Genomic DNA, 15,941 nt, shown 5'->3' on the forward strand with positions numbered 1-15,941 from the left:
CGACACCCATGGCACAAGTCACCATGCGTCAGATGCTGGAAGCCGGCGTCCATTTCGGTCATCAGACCCGTTACTGGAACCCCAAGATGGCCCCGTACATCTTTGGCGCCCGCGGCAAGATCCACATCATCAATCTCGAAAAGACCCTGCCGCTGTTCACCGACGCGATGAATTTCCTGTCGGCGCTGGCGCAGAAGCGCGGCACCATCCTGTTCGTCGGCACCAAGCGTTCGGCGCGTGAGCCGTTGGCCGAAGAGGCAGCCCGCGCAGGCATGCCGTTCGTCACCTCGCGCTGGCTCGGCGGCATGCTGACCAACTTCCGCACCGTGAAGCAGTCCGTTTCGCGCCTGAAGGAGCTGGAAGCGGCCGAGACCGACGGTTCGTTCGAGAAGCTGGTCAAGCACGAAGTGCTGGCCCGTCGCCGCGAGCGCGACAAGCTGCAGGCCTCGCTGGGCGGCATCAAGGACATGAACCGCCTGCCTGATGCATTGTTCGTGATCGACATCGGTCACGAAGACATCGCCGTGCAGGAAGCCAAGAAGCTGGGCATCCCGGTGATCGCCGTGGTCGATACCAACTACAACCCGGAACTGGTCGACTACGCCATCCCGGGCAATGACGACGCGATCCGCGCGATCCAGCTGTATGCCCGTGCCGCTGCCGACTCGATCCTGGAAGGCAAGGCCGCCGCGCCGGCCGCTGCCCAGGGCGACGGCAACGACTTCGTCGAACTGGACGAGGAAGGCAATCCGGTGGCCAAGGTCGACCGTCCGCGTCGCGAAGCCGCTCCGCGCAAGGCCGCACCGCGCCGCGAAGGCGGTCGTGATGGTGGCCGTGACGGCGGCCGTGGTCCGCGCAACGACGCCAGGTAAGCGTGCAGGCGGCGATCACTGACCGCCGCCTGCCCTGCCCGAGATCACCGCGCGGTGGCGCCCGTTCGCCATCGCGCCATTCAAGTATCAGAGGAAAGACGATGAGCAATATTTCCGCCCAACTGGTCAAGGATCTGCGCGAGCGGTCCGGCGCCGGCATGATGGAATGCAAGAAGGCGCTGGTCGAGAACAACGGCGACATCGAAGTGGCGATGGAATGGCTGCGCAAGTCCGGCCTGGCCAAGGCTGACAAGAAGGCCAGCCGCATCGCCGCCGAAGGCCGCGTCGTGGCCGCCCAGGCACCGGGCAAGGCCGTGCTGGTCGAGATCAACTGCGAGACCGACTTTGTCGGCAAGGACGCGAGCTTCCTGAAGTTCACCGACACCGTCGCCGATGTCGCGCTGAATTCCGGTGCCGCCGACATCGACGCGTTGAAGGCTGCCGCCTACCCGGGTGCCAGCAACGTCGAGGAAGCCGCCAAGGTCCTGATCGCCACCATCGGCGAGAAGATCGACGTGCGCCGCATGGCCGTCGTCAAGAATGATGGCGTGATCGGCAGCTACACCCACGGCGGCCGCATCGGCGTGCTGGTCGCGCTCAAGGGTGGTTCCGAGGAGCTGGCCAAGGGCATCGCGATGCATGTCGCCGCGATGAACCCGGCCTATGTCCGCGCCGATGACGTTCCCGCCGAATTCCTGGCCAAGGAAAAGGACATCGCGCTGAGCCAGATGTCCGACAAGGAAAAGGCCAAGCCGACCGAGATCCTCGAGAAGATCGTCGCCGGCAAGGTCCACAAGATCATTGCCGAAGTCACCCTGCTCGGTCAGCCGTACGTGCTGGACACCAACACGACCGTTGCTGACGCGCTGAAGAAGGAAGGCGCCGACGTCATCTCGGTGTCCCGCCTGGCGGTTGGCGAAGGCATCGAGAAAGTGCAGGAAGACTACCTGGCCGAAGTGGCCAAGGCGATGCAGGTCTAAGCGCTCGGCAAGTCATCCCGCTGGAAAGAAAGGCCGCGAGAAATCGCGGCCTTTTTCATGCTCCGGTCGCGACATGTGAAACCTGCACCGCGCCATCCATGGAAAGCCGGTCGTCATCGTCCACCGCACCGGCAACTTCCTCGCCAGGCCATGCCGCTGGCGTGACCACGGCGTCGATTCCTCGCTGCACAGTGAAAGAGCCGCAGGGCGCACCGTAACCTGACGACAACGGAACAGCGCCGACCATGGCCGCCACTGATCGCCACGCACGGCCCGGCGCTTCCGCTCCACGCCGACTTGTTCGCCCGGGCATGACGTCGAGACATTCTCTATCCTGATTTCAAGGAAAATTTGGCAGATGGCCCCAGCGAATGCCCCGGTCCGAAGCGGCTGCCGCTACAATAAGCCGGTTTACCCCACACAATCCGGAGAACCCATGAGCGACCAGCCGAAGTACCGCCGCATCCTGCTCAAACTCTCCGGCGAAGCCTTGATGGGTGATGCGGACTACGGCATTGATCCCAAGGTGATCGGCCGACTGGCCGACGAAATCATCGAAGTGCAGAAGACTGGCGTGCAGATCGGCATCGTGATCGGCGGCGGCAATATCTTCCGGGGCGCCGGCCTCGCCGCGGCCGGGATGGACCGCGTCACCGGTGACCACATGGGCATGCTGGCCACGGTGATGAACGCGCTGGCGATGCAGGATGCAATCGAAAAGCGTGGCGGCTACGCGCGGGTGACCAGCGCGATCCAGATCCACGACGTGGCCGAGGATTACATCCGCCGCCGGGCGATCCGGCACATCGAGAAGGGCCGCATCGTGCTGTTTGCCGCCGGCACCGGCAATCCGTTCTTCACCACCGATTCGGCCGCCGCTCTGCGCGCGGTGGAGATCGGCGCCGACCTGCTGTTGAAGGCGACCAAGGTCGACGGCGTGTACACCGCCGACCCGGCCACGCATCCAGACGCCACCCGCTATGACCGGCTCGGCTATGACGACGTGATCGAACGCAAGCTGGCGGTGATGGATACCGCCGCGATCGCGTTGTGCCGTGACCAGCAGATGCCGCTGCGCATCTACGACATGACGGTGGCCGGCAACCTGATGCGGATCATGCGCGGCGAGTCGATCGGCACCCTGGTCGACGGCGGCTGAGAGGTTGGGAGTTTCAACCTCTCAGAACGGCCATGAATGGCCGGACATGAAAAAGTCACGCAAGTGACTTTTTCATGTGAGCGGGTCCGGGCTTGCACCGGACTCGCGATGGAAGAGAACCACCGGACGTGGTTTTCTTCACAGGCGCCGATCGCGCCGCAACAAGCCGTCACGGCGGCCACTGCTATAATCAGACGTTGCACGATTCACCGGGAAACACGACATGCTCAATGACATCAAGAACGATGCGCAGACCCGCATGGGCAAGAGCATCGACTCACTCAGGCACGACCTCACCCGCATCCGTACCGGCCGCGCCAGCACTTCGCTGGTCGATGGCATCAAGGTGTCGTATTACGGTTCGGACATGCCGTTGCCGCAGGTGGCCTCGGTCTCGCTGTCCGACGCACGCACCATCCTGATCACGCCGTGGGAAAAGAACATGGTGGCGCCGATCGAGAAGGCGTTGATGGCGTCGGACCTCGGCATCACCCCGACCACGGCAGGCACCGTGATCCGCCTGAACATGCCTGCACTCACCGAAGAGCGTCGCAAGGAGCTGGCCAAGCGCGTCGGACACGAGGGCGAGAATGCCAAGATCGCGATCCGCAACGTGCGCCGCGATGCCTTGCAGCAGGTCAAGGATCTGCTCAAGGAAAAACTCATCACCGAAGACGACGAAAGTCGTGCCGACGACGAGATCCAGAAGCTCACCGATCGCGCGGTGCAAGACGTCGATGCCGTGGTCAAGGCCAAGGAAGAGGAGCTGATGGCGCTCTGAGCGCCATCGCATTCCCCATGCCCGGCGCCGAAGCCGTTCCGCGCCACATCGCCATCGTCATGGACGGCAACGGCCGCTGGGCCAAGGCCCGCCACCGCCCGCGCAGCTTCGGCCACAATGCCGGCCGCAAGGCGGTGCGCGAAGTGATCGAAGCCTGCCTGCGCGAAGGCGTGCAGGCGTTGACCCTGTTCGCCTTCTCCAGCGAAAACTGGCAGCGTCCGCAGGAAGAAGTGGGCGCGCTGATGGGCCTGTTCGTGCGTGCGCTGGACAAGGAAGTGGACGAACTGCACGGCCATGGCGTTCGGCTGCGTTTCATCGGCAATCTCGACGCGTTCGAGTCGAACCTGCGCGAACGCATGCAGGCCGCGATGGCGCGTACCGCCGGCAACGACAAGCTGCAGGTGAACATCGCCGTCAGCTATGGTGGCCGTTGGGATATCGTGCAGGCCAGCCGGCTGGCCGCCGCGGCGGTGGTTCGCGGCGAGCTGCAGGTCGAGGATCTCGACGAAGCGCGCCTGGGCCAATGGATGAGCCTGGCCGAGCTGCCACCACTGGATCTGTTCATTCGCACCGGCGGCGAGTGCCGCATCAGCAACTTCCTGTTGTGGCAGGTCGCCTACGCCGAGCTGTACTTTACCGATACCTTGTGGCCCGATTTCGACCAGGCTTGCCTGCGGCGGGCCATCGAAGACTATGCCCGCCGGGAGCGCCGCTTTGGCCGCACCGGCGAGCAGGTCGCCCCCGTTTCCTAGAGGATTCCCATGCTGCTTCAGCGCATTCTCACCGCCCTGGTGCTCGCGCCGCTGGCGATCCTGATCATTCTGCTGCCACCCACCGGCATCTTCGGCGCGATCGTCGCGCTGGCCTTCCTCGCCGCCTGGTGGGAATGGGCGCAGCTGAGCGGCCTGAAGAACGGCTCCGCACGCATCGCGCTGCTGGTCGTGGCGGCCGCCATCTTTGTGCTGCTCTGGCTTGCCCAGGGCCCGGTCTGGACGCCATGGCTGCTGGCGCTCGGCGTGGCGTGGTGGATGGTGGCCTGCGTGTGGCTGCGCCATTTCGCTTTTGCTGCCGCGCCGACGCGCGAGAATCTGATACTGAAACTGCTCGCCGGCGCCCTGGTGATCTTTCCGACCTGGGTCGCGCTGGCCAGCATCCATGCCCGCGAGCCGCACGGCCACTGGTGGACCTTGTTGGCGCTGGTGATCGTATGGGCCTCGGACATTGGCGCCTATTTCAGCGGCCGCACGTTCGGCAAGCGCAAGCTGGCACCGCAGATCAGCCCCGGCAAGACCTGGGCCGGCGCCTATGGCGCGATGGTAGCCGGCGTGCTGGTGGCCGAACTGGGTGGCTGGCTGCTCGGCGTGCGTGGCGGTTCGCTGCTGGGACTGGCCGTGCTGGCCGCGATCACGGTGGCGATATCGATCGTCGGCGACCTGCTGGAAAGCCTGATGAAGCGGCATGCCCAGGTGAAGGATTCGGGCAGCATCTTTCCCGGCCACGGCGGCCTGATGGATCGACTGGACAGCGTGTTCGCCGCGCTGCCGGTGTTCGCCGCCGGCTTGCTGTTGCTGGATATCTGAAAATGCACAAGATCGCCGTTCTCGGCGCCACCGGCTCCATCGGGGGCAGCACGCTCGACGTGATCGCGCGGCATCCGCAGCGCTTTCGCGCCACGGTGCTGACCGCGCATCGGCAAGTGGAAGCGCTGGTCGATCTTTGCGTCAAACACCGGCCGCAGCTGGCGGTGATCGCCGATCCCGCGCTGGAAGCCGAACTGGCACGCCGCCTGACGGCCGCCGGGGTCCACTGCGAGGTGGCCAGCGGCCATGACGCGCTGACTGTCGCCGCCGCCGGCAACCTGTGCGACACCGTGGTGGCCGCGATCGTCGGCGCCGCCGGGCTGGAGTCGACCCTGGCCGCCGCGCGTGCCGGCAAGCGCCTGTTGCTGGCCAACAAGGAGTCCATCGTAATGGCCGGCCCGCTGCTGCTGGAGGCGGTTGCCACCGGCGGCGGGGCGCTGATCCCGATCGACTCCGAACACAACGCGATCTTCCAGTGCCTGCCCGGCGGTCGCCCCGATCTGGGCCGCAGCGGCGTGCGCCGGCTGGTGCTGACCGCCTCCGGCGGCCCGTTCCGCGGCCGCAGCCGCGCCGAACTGGCCGACATCACGCCCGACCAGGCCTGCAAGCATCCGAACTGGGTGATGGGTCGCAAGATCTCGGTCGACTCGGCCACCTTGATGAACAAGGGCCTGGAAGTCATCGAGGCGCACCACCTGTTCGCCGCCCCGGCCGAGGCGATCGATGTGGTGGTGCACCCGCAGAGCCTGATCCACTCGATGGTCGAGTATGTCGACGGTTCGGTGCTGGCCCAGCTCGGCAACCCGGACATGCGCACCGCGATCGCGCATGCGCTGGCCTGGCCGGAACGGGTCGAGTCCGGCGTACCCTCGCTGGACCTGGCCAGTTGCGCCCCGTTGCAGTTCGAGCCCCCCGACCTCGTCACCTTCCGCTGCCTGGCGCTGGCCTTCCAGGCGCTGCGCGCCGGCGGCGATGCCCCGGCCGTGCTGAATGCGGCCAACGAAGTGGCCGTGGAGGCTTTCCTGGCCGGCAGCCTGCCGTTCCTGTCGATCGCCGACGTCGTCGAGGCGGTACTTGCGGAACTGCCGGCGCAAGCCGTGGTCGATGTTGGAACGCTTTGTGAACGCGATCGCCTGGCACGGGAGGCGGCCCGCCGCGTTCTGCGCAATGCTTGCTGATATTCTTGCTCCGATGACCTTTTGCCCCGGTACTTGATGACTTCCTTCTTCGGCTCGGTGTTCTGGTTGCTGGTCACGCTTGGCGTGCTGGTGACCTTCCATGAATTTGGCCATTACTGGGTCGCGCGCCGCTGTGGAGTCAAGGTGCTGCGCTTCTCGGTCGGCTTCGGCAACGCGATCTGGAAGCGGATCGGCCGCGACGGCACCGAATACCAGATCGCCGCCATCCCGCTGGGCGGCTACGTCAAGATGCTCGACGCCCGCGAAGGCGAGGTCGACCCTGCCCTGAAGGACCAGGAATTCACCGGCAAGCCGGTGTGGAAGCGCATCGCGATCATCGCCGCCGGGCCGGGTTTCAACCTGATCTTCACCATCGCGGCGTTCTGGTTGATGTTCATGCTGGGTCGGCCGGATGCCGCGCCGCTGGTGACCGCCAAGCCGCAGAGCATCGCCGCCACGGCAGGCATCCTGCCGGGCGACCGCATCCTCAGCGTCGATGGCGAGGAAGTCAGCACCTACACCGACGCGATGGACGGCGTGGTCAACGCCCTGCTCGGTCGCTCGCCGCTGCCGTTGACCGTGCGCGGCACCGACGGCCGGCAGCGAGAACTGGTCTTGCCGCTGAACCAGCTGCCGGCAGGCGAAGGCGTGGCCAGGTACATCGACCAACTGGGCTTGAAGCTGGCCTCGCCGCCGGCGATTGCCGCCAGCGTGTTGCCGGGCAAGCCGGCGGCGCTGGGCGGCATGCGTGGCGGTGACCGGATCGTCTCGATCAATGGCCAGCCGGTTGCCGATTACGCCGCGTTCCAGAAACTGGTACCGGTCGAGGCGGTCAAGTCACCGCATCTGAAGCTGACGGTCGAACGCGAAGGCAAGCCGATGCAGTTGGCGGTCGACGCACGACGCGAATCGCTCGAAGGCCTGCCGGTCAAATGGGTGATCGGCGTGAATGGTGCCGGCCCCGAGCAGGTCACCCTGCGTTATGGCCCGATCAAGGCGTTCGCCGCCTCGCTCCAGGCGACCTGGCGCAATACCGCGCAGACCTTCAACCTGATCGGCAAGATGATCAGCGGACAGGCCTCCACCAACAACCTGTCCGGCGTCATCGGCATCGCCTCGGTGGCCAATGACTACGCCGGCATGGGCCTGCCCTGGTTCCTCAACTTCCTGGCACTGATCTCCCTGAGCCTGGCAATCATCAACCTGCTGCCGATCCCGGTCCTCGATGGCGGGCACCTGCTGTATTATCTGGTCGAGTTGGTCAAGGGCAGCCCGGTCAGCGAACAGGCGATGGTGGTCGGCCAGTACATCGGCATCGCGCTGCTGTTCACCCTGATGGGGCTGGCTTTTTACAACGATATCCACCGCATGCTGCCGTCGTGATGCCGACGTACGGCGACAGCGGCATCACGATGACACGCCTGACTGCGCCAGCCGCGGCAAGCTGCAGCGATGTTTCAGGTTGCCCCCTGCCTCGGCAGGGAGCGTTCTTTTTTCGAGTCGGGGCCTGTTCCCGTCTCATGCTCTTGATCGGAGCGGCCGCGCTGGCCGCTTCATCGAAATAACCCAACGGAATCGACGATGAAGCGTATCGCCGCGCTGATCCTGCTTGCCTCCCTCTCCGCCAATGCGTTCGCGTTCGACCCCTTCGTGGTGTCGGACATCCGCATCGACGGTCTCAGCCGGATCTCCGCCGGTACCGTCTACAACTACCTGCCGATCAACAAGGGCGACCAGCTGACCAACGATGGCGCCCAGCGCGCCATCCGCGCGCTGTACCAGACCAAGTTCTTCAGCGACGTCGAAATGGATCGCGAAGGCAGCATCCTGGTGATCAAGGTGGTCGAGCGACCCTCGATCGCCAAGCTGACCCTGCGCGGCAACAAGGACATCAAGACCGATGACCTGAAGAAGGGCCTGAAGGAGATCGGCCTGTCCGAAGGCGAGACCTTCGACCGGCTGGCGCTGGACAACGTGGAACAGGAGCTGATCCGGCAGTACTACAACCGCGGCAAGTACAACGTCTCGGTCGAACCGCACGTGACCCGCCTGGATCGCAACCGCGTCGCCGTCGAGATCGAGATCCGCGAAGGCAAGGCGGCCAAGATCAAGGAACTGAACATTCTCGGCAACCATGCGTTCAGCGACAAGCAGATCCGCGACGGCTTCGAGTCGGACACCAGCAACTGGATGTCCTGGTACTCCAAGGACGACCAGTATTCGCGCGAGAAGCTCTCCGGCGACCTGGAGAAGCTGCAGTCCTACTACATGGACCGCGGCTACGCCGACTTCGGCGTCGACTCCACCCAGGTGACGATCGCACCGGACAAGCGATCCATGTACATCGACGCCAGCGTCAAGGAAGGCGAGATCTACAAGGTCACCGACGTGAAGCTGCTGGGCGAGCTGATCCTGCCGGAAAAGACCATGCGCCAGCTGGTCTTCGTCAAGGACGGGGACACGTTCAACCGCGGCGCGATCGAGGCCAGCTCCAAGGCGATCAAGGCGGTGCTGGCCAATATCGGCTACGCCTATGCCAAGGTCACCCCGATTCCGAAGCTGGACAAGGAAAAGCGCACGGTCGACCTGACCATGTATATCGAGCCGGGCCAGCGCGTCTACGTGCGGCGGGTGGTGTTCCAGGGCAATACGCGTACCGAGGACGGCGTGCTGCGTCGTGAACTGCGCCAGCTCGAGGGCTCCTGGTATTCGCAGGCAGCGCTGGATCGCTCGAAAGTCCGCCTGCAGCGCCTTGGCTATTTCAAGAAAGTCGACATCGACAAGACGCGGGTGCCGGGCACCCAGGACAAGGTCGATGTCACGGTGAAGGTGGAAGAGCAGTCTGCCGGCAGCATGCAGTTTGGTGTCGGCTACTCGCAATATTCCGGCATCATCCTGAATGCGTCGGTATCGCAGAACAACCTGTTCGGCACCGGCGACAGTTTCTCGATCAGCGGCGAGCGCAGCACGTACTACACCCGCCTGGGCCTGAACTACTACAACCCCTATCTCACCGACAGCGGCATCGGCATCGGCTACAGCGCGTCGTACTCGAAGACCGACTACGGCAATACCGACTTCGCCAATTACGCCACCAGCGCGAAGAGCTTCTCGTCCTACCTCGGCATCCCGATCAGCGAAACCGACGGCTTGCGCGTGGGCCTGGGCATCAGCAGCAACAAGGTCAACCTGTACCCGGGATACAGCCCGCAGGTGCTGACTGATTACCAGAACGAGATCGGCAACAAGACCATCCACACCTGGACCGGCACGCTGGGCTGGAACCACGACACCCGCAACGGCTACTGGGCGCCAACGCGTGGCGGCCTGATCTCGGCATCGACCGATATTGCCTTGCCCGGCTCGACCGTGCAGTACTGGAAGCTCACCACCGAGATGAACCATTACTGGCCGATCGGCAAGGGCTTCGTGCTGTATCTGGATGGCCAGGTCGGCTACGGCAAGACCTATGGCAAGAACGGCATCTCCGACACCGCCTATGATTCACTGGCGGCGGCCAGCAAGGCTGACAACCCCAGCCAGAGCCACGTCATCACCGACATGCGCCAGGATCTGCCGTTCTGGCAGAACTACTACGCCGGCGGCGTGCGTGACGTGCGTGGCTTCCAGGACAACACGCTGGGACCGCGCGTCTGCATCGATGGCAGCACGCCTGACGCGAAGGGCATGTGCAACAGCGGCGCCTACTACGCGCAGCCGATCGGCGGTGCGTTCAAGGTGCTGGGTACGGCCCAGGTATTCATTCCGCTGCCGTTCCTCAAGGACGTCAACACTGCACGCGTTTCCTGGTTCATGGACGTCGGCAACGTGTACAAGGATTACCAGAGCTTCAACGCCTCGGAACTGCGCGCCTCGACCGGCGTCTCGCTGCAGTGGCAGGCACCGATCGGCCCGCTGATCATCAGCCTGGCCGTGCCGTTCCGCTCGAAGGATGCCGATCGCCACTACGAGGAACGGATCCAGTTCACCTTCGGCAGCCAGTTCTAAAAACCGAGCCGAATGCGGAACGAGGAAAGCGCGGCCTGTCCGCGCTTTCTTTTGCCGGACAGCGCCACTGCACGCCGCGCCACCACCCCCTACAATGGCCGGCAGGTTCCGGAGCCATCCATGAGCACAATCCATTACACGGTGGCCGAGCTGGCAGAGCGGTTCGGCCTGGTCGCAAGCGGCGATGGAGCCCGGGTCATCGACGGTGTCGGGACCCTCGCCGGCGCCGGTCCCGGCCATCTCAGCTTCCTCTCCAACAGCAGGTACACCAGCCAACTGGCAGCCACTCGCGCCGGTGTGGTGGTGCTGCGCGAAAACGACCTTCCCCACTGCCCCACGGCGGCGCTGATCGCCGCCGACCCATACGTGGCCTACGCCAAGCTGGCCGCGCTGTTCGAACGGCTTCCGGCCGCGGCGCCGGGCATCCATCCCAGCGCCGTGGTGGCCGACAGCGCGCGGGTCAGCGCCAGCGCCAGCATCGGCCCGTGCTGCGTGATCGCCGAGCGCGCCGTGATCGACGACGGCGCGGTGCTCGGTCCGCACTGCATCATCGGCGAGGACTGCACGGTCGGCGCGCAGTCGCGGCTGGTGGCGCGGGTCACCCTGGTCACCCGGGTCAGCCTGGGTCGACGCGTGCTGGTGCATCCGGGCGCGGTGATCGGCTCGGACGGTTTCGGCCTCGCCTTCGAGCGCGACCACTGGATCAAGCTGCCGCAACTCGGTGGTGTGCGCATCGGCGATGACTGCGAGATCGGCGCGAACACCACGATCGATCGCGGCGCGCTGGACGACACCGTGCTGGACGAAGACGTACGGCTGGACAACCAGATCCAGATCGCCCACAACGTGCACATCGGCGCGCATACCGCGATGGCCGGCTGCGCCGCCGTCGCCGGCAGCGCGAAGATCGGACGCTACTGCATGATCGGCGGCAACGCCGGCGTGCTTGGCCATCTGGAACTGGCCGACCGGGTTACCATTACCGCCAAGAGCCTGGTCACGCATTCGATCCGCGAGCCTGGCGAATATTCATCGGGCGTGCCCCTGCAGGACAACCGCCAGTGGCGGAAGAATGCGGCGCGCTTCAAGCATCTGGACGAGTACGCGCGTCGACTGTCGGCGCTGGAGAAGGACAGCGACAATGAGTGAGAACAGCAACTTGATTACCTTGCCGATCGACGTGGAGCAGATCCAGGCCTTGCTTCCGCATCGTTATCCGTTCCTGCTGGTGGATCGGGTGATCGAGGTCGTGCCGGATCTCAGCGTGGTCGCGATCAAGAACGTGACCATCAATGAGCCGTTCTTCCAGGGCCACTTCCCCGGCCACCCGGTGATGCCCGGCGTGCTGATCATCGAGGCGATGGCACAGGCCGCCGGCCTGCTGACGCAGGTCAGCCGGCACATGAAGGGCGACAGGGTCAGTCCGCTGTTCTATCTGGTCAAGGTCGACAACGCGCGCTTCAGCGCACCGGTGGTGCCTGGCGACCAGTTGCGCATGGAAGTCAGCCTCAAGCGGCTGATGCGCGGCATGGGCATCTTCGAGGCCCGTTCCCTGGTCGATGGCAAGGAAGTGGCCAGCTGCGAACTGATGTGCGCTGCGAGGTCCGGCAAATGATCCACCCGACCGCAGTGGTTGATTCTTCGGCCGTCATCGGCGCCCGTGTCAGCATCGGCGCCTACAGCGTGATCGGTGCAGACGTGGAAATCGGCGACGGCACGGTGATCGGACCACACGTGGTGATCGAGGGACCGACCCGGATCGGCCGTGACAACCGGATCAACCAGTTCGCCTCGCTCGGCGGCGATCCGCAGGACAAGAAGTGGCAGGGCGAACGCACCGAACTGGTGATCGGCGATCGCAACCTGATCCGCGAATTCACCACCATCAACCGCGGCACCGGCGATGGCGGCGCGATCACCCGCGTCGGCAACGACAACTGGGTGCTCGCCTACGTGCACATCGCGCACGACTGCCAGATCGGCAACAACGTGGTGTTCTCCAATTATTCGGCGCTGGCCGGTCACGTCAGCATCGGCGACTGGACCATCCTGTCCGGCTACTCCGGCGTGCACCAGTTCTGCAAGGTCGGCGCCCACGCCTTCATCGGCATGGGCTGCCTGGTCGGTCACGACGTGCCGCCGTTCGTGATGATGGCCAACGAACAGCATGGCCGCCCACGCGGCATCAACAGCGAAGGCCTGAAACGTCGCGGCTTCGATGCGCCACGCATCGCCGCGATCAAGCGCGCCTACCGCACCCTGTACATGGCCGGATTGTCGCTGCCCGAGGCCCGCGAGAAGCTGGTCGAACAGGCCAGCGAAAGCGAAGACGTGCGTGCCATGCTCGATTTCATCGACCACAGCGAGCGGGCGCTGGCCCGATAAGCGTCTCGCTTATCGGGCCATCAGGCACGCGCTCTGGCTTATGCTTCCGGCATGACTGACCACCCGCCGCTCGAATCTCCCCTCATCGCCATCCTCGCCGGCGAGGACTCCGGCGACCAGCTGGGTGCCGACCTGATTGCCGCCTTGCGACAGCGGTATCCGCAGGCGCGCTTCATCGGCATCGGCGGCGCGCGCATGCAGCGCGAGGGGTTCGACTCCTGGTACGACATCAGCGCGTTGTCACTGTTCGGCTTCAGCGAGGTGATCCGTCACCTGCCGCGGCTGCTGCGCCTGCGCAAGACGCTGGTCGCGCGGCTGCTGCAGGCGAAACCCGACGTGGTGGTCGGCATCGATGCACCGGACTTCAACCTTGGCGTCGAGCAACGGCTGAAGCAGGCCGGCCTGCTGACCGTGCACTACGTCAGCCCGTCGGTCTGGGCATGGCGCGAGAAGCGCGCCGAGAAGATCGGCCGCAGCGCCCAGCGCGTGCTCTGCCTGTTCCCGATGGAGCCGGCGATCTACGCCAGGCACGGCATCGACGCGCGCTTCGTCGGCCATCCACTGGCCGATCGCTTCGCGCTGGTATCGGACCGCATCGGCGCGCGCGACGTGCTGCAGCTGGCGCAACAGGCGCCCGTGCTGGCGGTGCTGCCGGGCAGCCGCCTTTCCGAAGTCGCCCGCTTGGGCGAACCCTTCATCGATGCCGCTACCCGCGTCGCCGCCGCGATCCCCGGCCTGCGTGTGATCATTCCCGCTGCCAATCCGCGGGTGCGCGCCCGACTCGATGCACTGCTCGCCCGTTTGCCGGAAGACGGCAACCGGCCCCTGCTGATCGATGGCCACGCGCATGAGGCGATGCTGGCCGCCGACGTGGTGCTGCTCGCCTCGGGTACCGCCACGCTGGAAGCGATGCTGGCCAAGCGCCCGATGGTGGTGGGTTACCGCGTGGCGCCGGTGAGCTACCGCATCGCGCGCGCACTGAAGATGCTGAAGACAGACGTCTATTCGCTGCCGAACATCCTGGCGCGCGCCAGCGGCATCGACATCGGCGGCGGGCTGCTGGTGCCCGAATTGATGCAGGACGACTGCACCGCTGAAAAACTGGCCGCGGCGACGCTGGCCTTGTTCAAGGACAGCGAGCGGCGCAGCGCGATCGTCGCCGCGTTCGAACACCTGCACCACGCGCTGCGCGGTGACCTGCAAGGTCAGGCCGGGGACCGTGCCGCAGCGGCCATCGCCGAATTGATCGACGGCCGGAATCCCGGCCATGGGTGAGCATTCTGCGAGCACCTGCACCCCCGTCTCAGTCCTCCCCCCCAGCGGGAGCAGGCAAGCGCAAGAAGCGCGGGACTCGAATGAAGCGGGCATGCGCGTGGCGGGTGTCGACGAAGCGGGACGCGGTCCGCTGGCCGGCCCGCTGGCCGTCGCCGCGGTGATCCTCGACCCGGCCCGCCCGATCATCGGGCTGAACGATTCGAAGAAGCTCAGCGAAGCCAAACGCGAGGCGCTGTATCCGCAGATCATCGAGCGCGCGCTGGCCTGGTGCGTGGTGTTGATCGAACCGGACGAGATCGACCGGCTGAACATCTTCCAGGCCACCATGACCGGCATGAGCCGTGCCGTGGCTGGTCTCGCGCTGGCCGCGCAGGAAGCCTGGGTCGACGGCAACAAAGTGCCGAAGGACCTGCCCTGCCCGGGTCGGGCGATCGTCGGCGGGGACGCGCTGGAACCGGCGATCAGTGCCGCGTCGATCCTCGCCAAAGTGAGCCGCGACCGGCTGATGGTGACGCTGGACGCTGCGCATCCCGGTTACGGTTTTGCCGTGCACAAGGGCTATCCCACGCCAGCGCATCTGGCCGCCTTGCAGCAGCTCGGCCCCTGCGCGCAGCACCGCCGCAGCTTCGCGCCGGTGCGCCTGCTGCTGGATCAGGCGCGCCTGTTCTGATCACCTGATCGCGCAACCCGATGAGATTCATCCGCATGGGCCATCGGTTCATGCAACTTTTCCCCGCGTACGCGCATCCTTGCCTGCAAGGAAACCCGTACTGCACGGATGCGCCAGCCCCACCGGCCCGTCCTGACCCGCCGGCCTGCCTGCGAACCCACCCGCGTTCGTCAAGAGCGCAGGAGTCCTGCCATGAAGCATCCGCAAACCCGACCGACCCTCCCGCCGACGCCGATCACGGCGCCCGCATGGGAACCGTCCCTTGCCGCCGATGGCGGCGACGAAAGCCCGATGACCCATTCGGACTACAACCTGCACCCGCTGCTGGTGCATGGTCTCGAACACTATGTGACCGCCGCCGGCGAGGACGAGCGCTTCTTCGTCCGTTGAGCAGGCTCGCCACGCCGACCTGGTGGTCCCGACCCTCGCGCTTCCGCGGCTTCCTGCATGTTGCTACGCTGGCGATTGACCGGGGGAAGGGACGACATGCGCCGAATCGCGACAGCACTGTTTGGCCTGCTGCTCTGCTGCAACGCCGCGGCCGGCGACAAGCCGCGACTCCAGCCGGGCGATACGCCGCCGGACATGCTGGGCACCACCCAGCGCGGACAGCAGGTCACCATTGCCTCGCTGCGCGGCAAGGTGGTGGTGATCAGCTTCTGGGCCACCTGGTGCGGCTACTGCATGGAGGAAATACCGGTGCTGGCGAAACTGCAGGCGCTGGCTACCCAGCGTGGCCTGCCGCTGCAGGTGGTGGCTGTCAATCATCGCGAGGATCGCGACACCTTCGTGCGAACCTCGCGCGTGCTGCGCAAGAGCCTGCCGGAACTGCTGGTCACCTGGGACCGCGACGGCGTGATCGGCAAGCCCTACGGCGTCAGCGGCATCCCGGTGATGGTGATGCTGCATCGTGACGGCACCATCGCGCATATCCACGTCGGCTACGGCGAAGACATGCTCGACACCCTGGTCGGCGAGATCAACGCCCTGCTGGTCGAGCAACCCGCGGCCACGGCGAGCGTGACGAGCCACTGAATCCGCCGCGTGCGGGAC

At 65.5% G+C, this 15,941-nt stretch carries 16 protein-coding genes; all 16 read left to right on the plus strand.

The window, feature by feature from the left end; translation table 11 throughout:
* Positions 1-8 precede the first annotated feature (8 nt).
* The 16 genes from rpsB to ACQGNJ_RS04990 all read left to right on the plus strand — a co-directional run bounded on the left by rpsB (position 9) and on the right by ACQGNJ_RS04990 (position 15,923).
* The gene (gene rpsB, locus ACQGNJ_RS04915) at positions 9-872 is read left to right on the plus strand and encodes a 30S ribosomal protein S2 (protein WP_426688114.1); all 864 of its coding nucleotides are present in this window, start codon (positions 9-11) and stop codon (positions 870-872) included.
* Positions 873-973: 101 nt separating this feature from the next.
* Positions 974-1,852, plus strand: coding sequence for a translation elongation factor Ts (gene tsf, locus ACQGNJ_RS04920; protein WP_426688115.1), 879 nt, complete (start codon positions 974-976; stop codon positions 1,850-1,852).
* A gap of 436 nt (positions 1,853-2,288) precedes the next feature.
* Positions 2,289-3,011 (plus strand): UMP kinase, encoded by a 723-nt coding sequence (gene pyrH / locus ACQGNJ_RS04925; protein WP_426688116.1) that lies wholly within the window; start codon positions 2,289-2,291, stop codon positions 3,009-3,011.
* 223 nt (positions 3,012-3,234) lie between these two features.
* Positions 3,235-3,792: a ribosome recycling factor gene (frr, locus tag ACQGNJ_RS04930; protein WP_426688117.1), complete on the plus strand. Its 558-nt coding sequence runs from the start codon at positions 3,235-3,237 to the stop codon at positions 3,790-3,792.
* Positions 3,793-3,809: 17 nt separating this feature from the next.
* Positions 3,810-4,544: a polyprenyl diphosphate synthase gene (gene uppS / locus ACQGNJ_RS04935; RefSeq protein ID WP_426688118.1), complete on the plus strand. Its 735-nt coding sequence runs from the start codon at positions 3,810-3,812 to the stop codon at positions 4,542-4,544.
* Positions 4,545-4,553: 9 nt separating this feature from the next.
* The gene (locus ACQGNJ_RS04940; protein WP_426688119.1) at positions 4,554-5,372 is read left to right on the plus strand and encodes a phosphatidate cytidylyltransferase; all 819 of its coding nucleotides are present in this window, start codon (positions 4,554-4,556) and stop codon (positions 5,370-5,372) included.
* Between the two features lie 2 nt (positions 5,373-5,374).
* Positions 5,375-6,550, plus strand: coding sequence for a 1-deoxy-D-xylulose-5-phosphate reductoisomerase (locus tag ACQGNJ_RS04945; RefSeq protein WP_426688120.1), 1,176 nt, complete (start codon positions 5,375-5,377; stop codon positions 6,548-6,550).
* Between the two features lie 36 nt (positions 6,551-6,586).
* On the plus strand, positions 6,587-7,933 hold the full coding sequence (rseP, locus tag ACQGNJ_RS04950) for an RIP metalloprotease RseP (protein WP_426688121.1): 1,347 nt from the start codon (positions 6,587-6,589) through the stop codon (positions 7,931-7,933).
* 198 nt (positions 7,934-8,131) lie between these two features.
* The gene (gene bamA, locus ACQGNJ_RS04955; RefSeq protein ID WP_426688122.1) at positions 8,132-10,558 is read left to right on the plus strand and encodes an outer membrane protein assembly factor BamA; all 2,427 of its coding nucleotides are present in this window, start codon (positions 8,132-8,134) and stop codon (positions 10,556-10,558) included.
* Positions 10,559-10,678: 120 nt separating this feature from the next.
* Positions 10,679-11,707, plus strand: a complete 1,029-nt coding sequence (gene lpxD / locus ACQGNJ_RS04960) for a UDP-3-O-(3-hydroxymyristoyl)glucosamine N-acyltransferase (protein ID WP_426688123.1) — start codon at positions 10,679-10,681, stop codon at positions 11,705-11,707.
* On the plus strand, positions 11,700-12,173 hold the full coding sequence (gene fabZ, locus ACQGNJ_RS04965) for a 3-hydroxyacyl-ACP dehydratase FabZ (RefSeq protein WP_426688124.1): 474 nt from the start codon (positions 11,700-11,702) through the stop codon (positions 12,171-12,173). Before lpxD ends, fabZ begins: the two co-directional genes overlap by 8 nt.
* On the plus strand, positions 12,170-12,943 hold the full coding sequence (gene lpxA, locus ACQGNJ_RS04970) for an acyl-ACP--UDP-N-acetylglucosamine O-acyltransferase (protein WP_426688125.1): 774 nt from the start codon (positions 12,170-12,172) through the stop codon (positions 12,941-12,943). The genes fabZ and lpxA overlap by 4 nt, the downstream gene beginning before the upstream one ends.
* A gap of 51 nt (positions 12,944-12,994) precedes the next feature.
* The gene (lpxB, locus tag ACQGNJ_RS04975; protein WP_426688126.1) at positions 12,995-14,218 is read left to right on the plus strand and encodes a lipid-A-disaccharide synthase; all 1,224 of its coding nucleotides are present in this window, start codon (positions 12,995-12,997) and stop codon (positions 14,216-14,218) included.
* Positions 14,219-14,309: 91 nt separating this feature from the next.
* Positions 14,310-14,888, plus strand: a complete 579-nt coding sequence (rnhB, locus tag ACQGNJ_RS04980) for a ribonuclease HII (protein WP_426688127.1) — start codon at positions 14,310-14,312, stop codon at positions 14,886-14,888.
* A 192-nt stretch (positions 14,889-15,080) separates the two neighbouring features.
* A complete protein-coding gene (locus ACQGNJ_RS04985; protein ID WP_426688128.1) occupies positions 15,081-15,278 on the plus strand; it encodes a hypothetical protein in 198 nt (65 codons plus the stop codon).
* Positions 15,279-15,374: 96 nt separating this feature from the next.
* Entirely contained in the window at positions 15,375-15,923 is a 549-nt protein-coding gene (locus ACQGNJ_RS04990) for a TlpA family protein disulfide reductase (protein ID WP_426688129.1), read from the plus strand.
* The last annotated feature ends 18 nt before the right edge of the window (positions 15,924-15,941 follow it).

Origin of the sequence: Rhodanobacter ginsengiterrae (genome assembly GCF_050026815.1) — a bacterium.
GTDB lineage: Bacteria > Pseudomonadota > Gammaproteobacteria > Xanthomonadales > Rhodanobacteraceae > Rhodanobacter > Rhodanobacter ginsengiterrae.